At 30.4% G+C, this 9,602-nt stretch carries 6 protein-coding genes; 5 read left to right on the top strand and 1 reads right to left on the bottom strand.

Going from position 1 to position 9,602, the window contains the following annotated elements; translation table 11 throughout:
* Positions 1–226: 226 nt before the first annotated feature.
* Positions 227–1,129 carry a hypothetical protein gene (locus ACTCDL_RS11420; RefSeq protein WP_463176634.1) on the top strand — a complete coding sequence of 301 codons (903 nt, stop codon included), beginning with the start codon at positions 227–229 and terminating at the stop codon, positions 1,127–1,129.
* Between the two features lie 270 nt (positions 1,130–1,399).
* A complete protein-coding gene (locus tag ACTCDL_RS11415) occupies positions 1,400–1,756 on the top strand; it encodes a response regulator (RefSeq protein ID WP_463176633.1) in 357 nt (118 codons plus the stop codon).
* A gap of 36 nt (positions 1,757–1,792) precedes the next feature.
* Here ACTCDL_RS11415 and ACTCDL_RS11410 read toward each other — a convergent pair whose 3' ends face one another.
* The gene (locus ACTCDL_RS11410) at positions 1,793–3,334 is read right to left on the bottom strand and encodes an HD-GYP domain-containing protein (protein ID WP_463176632.1); all 1,542 of its coding nucleotides are present in this window, start codon (positions 3,332–3,334) and stop codon (positions 1,793–1,795) included.
* A gap of 543 nt (positions 3,335–3,877) precedes the next feature.
* On the opposite strand from ACTCDL_RS11410, the gene ACTCDL_RS11405 reads away from it, so the two are divergent.
* The 3 genes from ACTCDL_RS11405 (at position 3,878) to malQ (ending at position 9,221) form a co-directional block, all read left to right on the top strand.
* On the top strand, positions 3,878–6,532 hold the full coding sequence (locus ACTCDL_RS11405) for an ATP-binding protein (protein ID WP_463176631.1): 2,655 nt from the start codon (positions 3,878–3,880) through the stop codon (positions 6,530–6,532).
* Positions 6,533–6,684: 152 nt separating this feature from the next.
* Entirely contained in the window at positions 6,685–7,524 is an 840-nt protein-coding gene (galT, locus tag ACTCDL_RS11400; RefSeq protein WP_463176630.1) for a galactose-1-phosphate uridylyltransferase, read from the top strand.
* Between the two features lie 200 nt (positions 7,525–7,724).
* A complete protein-coding gene (gene malQ, locus ACTCDL_RS11395) occupies positions 7,725–9,221 on the top strand; it encodes a 4-alpha-glucanotransferase (RefSeq protein WP_463176628.1) in 1,497 nt (498 codons plus the stop codon).
* Positions 9,222–9,602 lie beyond the last annotated feature (381 nt).

The following is a 9,602-nucleotide window of genomic DNA, read 5'->3' as shown; positions in this document are numbered from 1 at the left end:
TTTGTGTCGAGTGTGAGCTATGAGTGTGAGTGTGTGTAAAACTTCTTTTTATTAGGGTTTACTCACACTCACACACCCACTCACGCTAATTTTAAAAGTATCGCAATATTCCCATTAAGTTTAATGTTAAATTATAATCTAACTATTTCTATAAAATCTATTGAATAATCTTTACTTATTCGATATTATCTATAATAGTACTATTAAAAGGTCTAGGGTGATTATAATGAAGATATGGAAATTAACTGAAAGCAAATATGGAATTAAAGAGCGGTTGACTAAGAAATTATTTAGAGATTTAATTTCTCTGCAAGGGGTTCAATATAATAAGAGTACTTGGAGAATAGAGTTTGATGATGTGGGATTGAATCAAGTTAAAGAGCTTTTAGATGAAATAGAGATGATGGAGGGAGAGGCTTTATTAGAACGATTATATCGCTTAAGTAAGTTTCAGGCTCGCAAAGGGTTGATGAGACATGCAGTAATGATACATGAAGCTAAGGATTATATTTATATGATTCTAGCCGATGGAGCCTTTGAAATTTTAGAGGATTATGAGGGAACTTTGGTGGCATATGATCCCAAAGTTGAAGATTATGCAAAAGAATTAATATATTTTAAAGAATATGAGAAGTTAAGATTATACCAAGATGATAAGGATAGTTTCAGTATTGTTGATATTATTGAGGTCTTAGATAGTCAACAAGGTAGTTTGTTGAAGCATGATCTTGATGCTGCGCCTTATTTATTTCTTGATCAATTTCAAGGGTTGGAGTTAAGTAATGAAAGAAAGGAGCAACTTTTTAAAAAGGAGTTGAAGGTGAGAAATATAACTGCTTTCAATCTTGAAAGATTAGCAGAAAAAAGGGAAGTAAGCAGAGATTTTTGGTATCCTATCTTTATAGAGCTGGTTGAAAAAGAGATAACTAAGCGCGAGAAGAGGATGGATAGGTTGGTAGAGCAATTTGATCTTGAAGAACTTTTTTCTAATCAGAGAGCTCTTAAGCTAGGTGCAGAGATAGAAGAATTAATTAGTAGGATAGAGGGTGATCTACAAGAAGTAATAGATGGAGAATGGGTTAGTTATTATTTAAGAGAGAAAGAGAGAAGAATATATGGAATTATATAGGTTTTAATCTGAAAATTTAAATTCTTAGAGGATAAGAAATAGGATTAGACGAATGTAAGTAATAGATTATTTCACAGATTTAGTTATTCAATTAATTAAAGTATATTTTGGTTGACGAATATATCTTATAAAATAAAAATACTATAGTCTAGGATTATATCTTTAAATTTCCTCTCTATAATTTCTAATTACTTTAAGGTGATAAAGGTACTGTAAGGTTATAAGCATATAAGGGGAAAGAAGTTTTTAGATTCTAGAAAGGGGGATTATATGGCTCACATATTAATTGCTGATGATGCTCCAGTTATGAGAAGGAATATAAGAAAGATTTTAGAGAAAGAAGGTCATCATATTGTGGCAGAGGCTACTAATGGAGAACAGGCTTACTTAGAATATAAGAATTATGTACCAGATTTAGTAACTATGGATGTAAATATGCCAATAGTAGATGGAGTAGAGGCAGTAGGAAAGATTATTGATGAATTTCCTCAAGCAAAGATAATTATGATTAGCTCCAATGATCAAAAAAGAATGGTTTTTAATGCTTTACAAAAAGGAGCTAAATATTATATTATGAAGCCTATTACTGAGGAAAAATTTTTGAATGTAGTTAAGCAGTTTATATAATATAATTTAAGGTTGATATGAAAAAGAAGCTAGAGCCTAGGCTCTAGCTTCTTTTTTTAAGTTGGACTGTTCATTCCAAGTATTATAGATTGTATCTAATTCTTTATGTATATCTTTAAAGAGCTCATAGATTTTAGGGTCAAAATGTGAGGGTTCTACTCGTCCATCACCATTAACGATAATATCATAGGTCTTTTCATGGCTAAAAGGTGGTTTATAAGGTCGCGGACTTCTTAAAGCATCATAGATATCTGCTAACATTACAATTCTAGCTGATAAAGGAATCTCTTCACCACTTTTACCATTAGGATATCCAGTTCCATCAAAACGCTCATGGTGGTTTAGGGCAATATCTGTAGCCATTTTAAGGTGTGGGGAGTCTCCAATTATTTCAGCACCATAAATAGTGTGTTTTTTTATCATTCTAAACTCATCATCGGTCAATTTTCCTCTCTTACATAAAATATTTTTGGGGATATAGACCTTTCCAACATCATGCATCTGAGCACAATAGTAGATTTCTTCTATAAAATTCTTGCTTAAATTCAATCGTTTAGCGATTAATTTCGAGTATTCATTAACACGTTTGATGTGATATCCTGTATCGTCATCACTGGCTTCGGCAGCTCTGGAAAGGGAGTTGATTGTATAGATAAAAGCATTCTTAACTTCATTGAGTTGATGCTGTATATTCTTAATTAGATTGAAACTGATAGATAGAGTTTTAATAATATCTGCATCGAAATGAGTTACCTTCTTATTATAGTTAAGCCCTATCAAAGCAATATCTGTTGTCTGATATCCAGAGAAGTTACTTACCTTATCTAGTCTGTCTAGAACATCATCAGAGAATACATTTCTATAATCATCAATATCTGACAAATCTCCTTCTGTATAATTATGGAAAAACTCATTTTCCAATTGAGTAGTCAAATTAAAAGGTGTTTTATCATTTAAAATTACCGGAAATGGTGACTTTTCAATACTATTTTCTGAAATTGTATATATATCGGTAATTGTTTGAGGATGATTTTTGAAGATAGTTAAGATAGTTTCTGGTTTATTGGATAAAAAGTGATTGGTTGCAAAGACATAATTAAGGATTTCTTTGATAGAATCTTCATAATTAATAAAGTCATTTTTGATATAGTCCTTTAAGAGTTGATCTACTTTGCTATTAATTAAGTCAATAGTTTCATAACCTTCTGTTACCTTATTATAATTATTTTTGAAGTTACTTGCTTGTTTAATTAAATTGGGTAATTGGTCTGTTAGATTAGATTTATTTATAATGATTTCAGATTCTTTAATTTTATCAATGATTTCTGAATGAGGTTTGGAATACAGATATATAACTGGTAGGTAATCTTGTGACTGTAGAAGTTTAATTACTTTAATAGTACTTTCTTGATAATAGTCAATATCAGCAATTAATAATTTAGGGTTTAATTGATAGATCTTTATCATCAATTCATCAGGAACTATCTGATGTAATTTATAGTTATCTTTATATAAAGATTCTTTTAGCAGGTTAAAGGTCTCTTCTTTTTTAGAAAGCAATATTATATGTGATTTCATAATTTACATTAGTACCTCCATTTTAAACTAATTAGCTTTAGTAATAATTAGAATATTTACTATAAGATTATACCATAAGTTACTTTGTTTTTAAATACTTAGGATTATATAAGGCTGTCTTTTTATTTTACAATTTTTAAAATAATTTGGTATAATACATATATAAATAGTATTAATTTGATTAATTACTATTTTATATAGATGATACTATTTAATTTAAGGAAAATATAGTATTATAAAGAAGTTGGGATTAATTGTATTAATTAAATCTAGAATTTAATATCTTTTATAAATGTGTGAATTTAAAGTGGGGTTTAATGGATATATTGCAATATTTTTAAAATTAGCGTGAGTGGGTGTGTGAGTGTGAGTAAACCCCAATAAAAAGAAGTTTTACACACACTCACACTCATAGCTCACACTTGACACAAAGTGTCACACTATCTTTCTATTGTTTCATTCTAAAGTTGGATATCTATATAGTCAGTTGAGTAGGTGACAAGGCATTAATGCTAAATTGTAGTTGTTTTAAGGAGGATAATAATGAATAAGAAATATTTGATATTAATAGTTTTAGTATTGATAGTGTCTATCACCTTTAATATAGAAGCCAGTGAGCAAAAGAAGGTGACGGATTTTTCTCAATTTTTTAAAGATGGATGGGAGTATAAGACTAGTAGTGGTAATTGGACTGATCTTAATCATAAACTTAATTTAAGATATCAGGATGCATCATCTCTTTGGTTAAGTCATAAGCTTCCAGAAGGTAGATTTAATGATCCCTGTTTAGTATTTACTTCAGTTGAATATGATTTTGAGGTATATCTAGGTCAAGATTTGATCTACCAGAGTGACAATAAGATGGGATATCAGTATAGACAAGGAATTGTGAATCATATTATTGATCTACCTCAAGATATAGATAATCAAGAACTATATATAAAGATATATCCAGGTATCTTTGGCTTTAAGACAATCAATACCTTCTTCTTAAAGATGACAGAGGTTGATTCTAAGGATGATTATTATCATGATCTAATTTCTCAGCATTTATTTGATATCTTTCTTGGAAGTACAGCCTTGGTTATTGGTTTGATTATCTTAATTATATATCTATTTATTAGATTTATTGAAGGAAGAGAACTAAAGGCAAAGCTAATCTTTATTGGTATCTTCTCATGGGGCTTAGGCTTAGCTAGTCTCTTTCCAATAGCTTTAACCTTCTCTAAGCAATCAATCTATTTATATTATATGCTCTTATCTATCCCCCTTATTATAATAGGAATAGTTATAGGTTTAATAGAAATCTTAAAGGTAAAGGATCAAGACAATGATTTTAGTATTAAAAACCTTATATTAGTCAAAAGAATTCATCTGTTCTTGTTAATAACTACGTTTATTCTTGATATCTTGAAGATCAAATCAATCTATGAATTTGATAATTTATATTTAGGAATATTTATATTAACTATTTTTGATATTATAATAATTGTTATATTAGAAGCAATAGAAGGTATTAAGGAGTTTAAAGTGATTGCTTTTAGTATTTTTTTAGGCTTGTTTATAGAGAATATAATAATGCTGGCTATTCATAACAAGTTAGCTGTGTTATCCTTGAAGATGCCTAATTCGATTAGCCTAGCCTTTTTAATCTCATTAATTATTAATGCTGTTATGGAGTATATTGAGGTACATAAACAGTTAGAGGGCTATTCTCAAAATCTAGAAGAGAAGATTGCTGAAAAGACTGCAGATATTAGAAATTTATTGAATAATGCAGGGCAAGGATTTTTATCTTTTGATGAAGATTTAATTACCAACGAAGAATATAGTCAAGAATGTCTAAATATATTTAATCAAGAGATAGGTGGAATAAATATAGTAGAACTTTTATCTAAGCAAGAAGAGCAAAGGGAGTTCTTAAAGGATATATTAAAGACTATCTTTAATAGTAAAGATTTAGATGAAATCAAGATGTATTTACCGTTATTACCAGAAGAGATTAAGATCGCTGATAAGTATATCGATTTAGACTTTAAATTAATAGATGGAGATATTAAAGAAGATAACAATAGAGAGATAATGTTAATCTTAACAAATATAAGTGATAAGAAAGAGCTTGAGAGTAAGGTTGAAGAAGAGCGAAATAGGCTAAAGATGGCAGTTAATGTGATAGTTAATTTTAATGACTTTATTGAATTAAAGAGTACTTACTTTTATTTCTTCAATATTAGAATCAAAGAGATGTTAGAAGCTGATATATCTATAGAGGAGTTGTTATCTCGGATTTATTTACAGGTACATAACTTTAAAGGTAATTTTAGTCAGATGGGGATGAATAATACTGTAGATGCTCTTCATATTTTTGAAGATAAGATTTCAAAGTTAAAGGAATATGAAGATGATTTTGCTCTTGTACAGCTTAGAAGATTAGTTGAAGAAGAGAGGGTAATTGGATTTTTGAATCAAGATTTAGCTATTTTACAAGAAATTTTAGGAGATTATATCATTGAACAGGATAAGAAAATAATTATAGAGGTTGATAAATTAAAGATAATTGAAGAAAAGATTACTCAACTGTTAGCACCTAAAGAAGCTGAGAAACTTTTAGCTGAGATTAAAAAGTTAAGATATCAACCTTTTAAGGATATTTTAAAGTTCTATCCTGATTATTTGCAAGAACTTGGCGGGAGACTAGGAAAGCTAATCAAACCTTTGAAGATAATTGGTGGAGAAGATTTAGTGGATTTGGATTATTATAAGGAATTAGGTAAGTCATTAGTCCATATCTTTAGAAATTCTATTGACCATGGAATTGAAGAACCTAATCAAAGAGTTGCTAAGGGTAAATCTGAATATGGTGAGATTATCTGTGAGATTGAGATGGAAGAAGATCAAATGACTATTAAGATAAGTGATGATGGAAAAGGAATAGAAGTTACCAAGATTAAAAATCAGGCTCTCAAACAAGGGGTATATACTATTGAAGAGTTAGCTAAGCTTTCTCAACAGGGAGTTCTAGGGCTAATTTTTAATGAGGGATTTTCTACAAAGGAGAATATTACAGAACTATCGGGAAGAGGGGTAGGTCTACTGGCTGTTAAGGAAGCTGTTGAAAAGTTAAATGGTTCAATTAAAGTCTATACTTCTGTAGATAAAGGGAGTCAATTTCAGCTAATAGTTCCTAGGAAATATTAGCTGAAATTTTAGTTAATAAATTTAAGGATTGATTTGGAGAAATCATTGCACAATAGTGGCTGTAATGGTATAATATAATTATGCTTTAAAATGATGCAAACGTTACCACGAAATTAAGTGGAGGGTGAGTAGTATCAGAATTTAGAAGGGATATGGTTACAGGTAGAAGTGTAATAATAGCTAGCAGTAGAACTAAGATATCTAATAATTTTCAAAGTAAAGATAAGATTAAGGATAATAATTGTCCTTTCTGTAATGGTTTTAAAGAGGATATATTATTAGAGGTAACTGATGAAAGTAAAAATAAGGATTCATGGAGAGTTGTGGTTGTGGCTAATAAATTTCCTACTTTGGAATCAGCAGGTGAATTGACTGAATATAATCACGGATTCTTTCAAAAAATGAATGGTGTAGGGCAAGCTGAAGTAGTAATTGAATCTATGGATCATAATAGTAGTCTAGGGAGCAATTATTTAAAACATAATATAGGTATTATCAGGGCATTAAAGCTAAGATATGAGCAATTAGCCCAAGATAATCAGCTTAAATATATTCAAATTTTTAAGAACTTTGGTGCAAGAGCAGGGGCTTGCTTAGAGCATCCTCATTGGCAGATTATAGGAATGCTACTAATTCCTTTAATGATCAAAGAGGAGTTGAAAGGGGCTAATAAGTATTATAGTCAGCACCAGCGTTGTATTTATTGTGATATGATTAGGTATGAATTATTAGATAAGCAGAGAGTTATCAAAGAGAATAAATCTTTCATTGCTATTAATCCTTATGCTTCCCGCTATCCTTTTGAAACTTGGATAATTCCAAGAACCCAACGCTGTGATTTTAGTGATATCTCTAAAAATGAGCTCAATGATTTAGCTATTATTTTGAGGAATATTATTAAAAGTTTTGAGATAGGATTCAATAATTTAGCCTACAACATAGTCTTACGCACAGCACCTTTATCTCTAAAAAATCAGCAAGGTTACCACTGACATCTACAGATTCTGCCTAGATTAAATATTCAAGCAGGCCTTGAGTTGGGGACAGGAATTTTTGTTAATACTATTTTTCCAGAGGTAGCTACTGAGAAGTTGAAAAGGTCATTTAATTGATTTTAATTTTTTAAAGTATATTTATAAATATCAATAGTATTTTTAATGAGATTAATATATGGTCAGGGAGGGAGTTAAAAATGAAATTTGAAAGAATGAGTGGAATTTTCTTACATCCTACCTCTTTAGCAGGTAGATATGGTATCGGTTCTTTAGGTGATGAAGCCTATCAATTTATAGATTTTTTGGCTGGAGCTAAACAGAAGTTGTGGCAAGTCTGTCCTTTAGGTCCTACAGGGTATGGTGATTCTCCTTATCAATGTTTCTCTGCTTTTGCAGGAAACCCTATGTTAATTAGCTTAGAAAAATTAGTTGAAGAGGGTTTATTAAGCCAAGAGGATTTGTCAGTAGATATTGAATTTGATCAGGATATAGTAGAGTATGGAAAGGTAATTAAGTTTAAGATGCCTTTATTAAGAAAGGCTTTTAACAAATTTAGTTCTATAGGAGAGAAAGATGATTTTAGAGATTTTTGTGAACAACAGGCAGAATGGTTAGATGATTATGCATTATTTAGGGCTGTTAAATCGACCTTTAATGAACGACCTTGGAATGAATGGGATGAGGATATTAAATTAAGAGAAGAGCAGGCAGTGGTTAAATATAAAGAAGAGTTAGCTGAAGAGATAGAATTTAGATCCTTTATTCAGTATCTATTCTTCAAGCAATGGGCAGAAATAAAAGAATATGCTAATCAGAAAGATATTAAAATAGTAGGAGATATTCCTATCTTTGTAGCAATGGACAGTGCTGATGCTTGGGCTAATCCAGAGGTATTTTATTTTGATGAAGATATGAAGCCTACTAAGGTAGCAGGAGTACCACCAGACTATTTTAGCGAGACTGGACAGTTATGGGGTAATCCTTTATATAATTGGGATAAATTAAGAGAGACTAATTATCAATGGTGGATTAAAAGAATTGAAGCTTTATTAGAGGTAGCTGATATTGTTAGAATAGATCACTTTAGAGGCTTTGCAGCTTATTGGGCTGTTCCATATGGTGAAAAGACAGCTATTAATGGTGAGTGGGAGAAGGCACCAGGGATAGAATTATTTAAGGCTATCAAAGATGAACTTGGTGAATTACCAATTATTGTTGAAGATTTAGGTTTGATTACTGAAGATGTAAAGAAGTTGAAGGATACTTTTGATTTTCCAGGTATGGAAATCTTGCAATTTGCTTTTGATGGTGAAGAGGATAATAATGTTACTCCAGATAAATATACTACTGATAACTGTGTAGTCTATACTGGAACCCATGACAATAATACTACTTTGGGTTGGTATAATGAAGATGCTAGTAAATCAGATAAAAAGAATTTAGAAGAGTATTTAGAACAGCATCTTGACTATAGACATGGTTCTGTTGTATGGGATTTAATAGAATTAGCTTGGTCTTCTAGAGCAGTAATCTCTTTAGTAACTTTACAAGATGTTCTAGAGTTAGGTAGTGAAGCTCGATTTAATACTCCTGGAGTATTAGGAGGTAACTGGGATTGGAAGTACCGCTCAGAGATGCTGACTGAAGAGAGAATGTTGGCTTTAAAAGAGATGACAGAAAGAAATAATAGATAACGCTATTAAGAAGTTAATAGCCAATAAAGCACCCCATTTTATTTCAGGGGTGTTTTATTATTTTGTCACAATTTAACTATAAAACATATAATATACAGAAGATGGTTTTATCTATTAAATTTAAGGGGGAATGTAGATGAAGAAGAAATCTTGTCCTGCGTCTGGTTGTGGTAGAAGGAAGAAGGGTAAGAGAAAAAAGAAGAAATAGTAAATTGATTGCTTAGATCAGGTAAAAAACATTCCTCTTTTGAGGAGTGTTTTTTTACTTGATTTTTATGATTGTATATAAGTTGAACTAATGTTTTTCTTTAAAGAATTAAAAAGCTTTTTTGCAACGAATTAACACGAATTACACGAATAAAAGGCAAAAAGAATAAATTA

The sequence above is a fragment of the Orenia sp. genome (assembly GCF_055140805.1).
Note: the sequence above shows the minus strand (reverse complement) of the source record. Positions and strands in the feature narration are given on the sequence as shown.

Excerpts from the sequence above, each read along its gene's own strand:
- ACTCDL_RS11420 (WP_463176634.1), top strand. The coding sequence starts at position 227 with ATGAAGATATGGAAATTAACTGAAAGCAAATATGGAATTAAAGAGCGG.
- ACTCDL_RS11405 (WP_463176631.1), top strand. The coding sequence starts at position 3,878 with ATGAATAAGAAATATTTGATATTAATAGTTTTAGTATTGATAGTGTCT.
- ACTCDL_RS11410 (WP_463176632.1), bottom strand. The coding sequence starts at position 3,334 with ATGAAATCACATATAATATTGCTTTCTAAAAAAGAAGAGACCTTTAAC.
- ACTCDL_RS11415 (WP_463176633.1), top strand. The coding sequence starts at position 1,400 with ATGGCTCACATATTAATTGCTGATGATGCTCCAGTTATGAGAAGGAAT.
- malQ (WP_463176628.1), top strand. The coding sequence starts at position 7,725 with ATGAAATTTGAAAGAATGAGTGGAATTTTCTTACATCCTACCTCTTTA.
- galT (WP_463176630.1), top strand. The coding sequence starts at position 6,685 with ATGGTTACAGGTAGAAGTGTAATAATAGCTAGCAGTAGAACTAAGATA.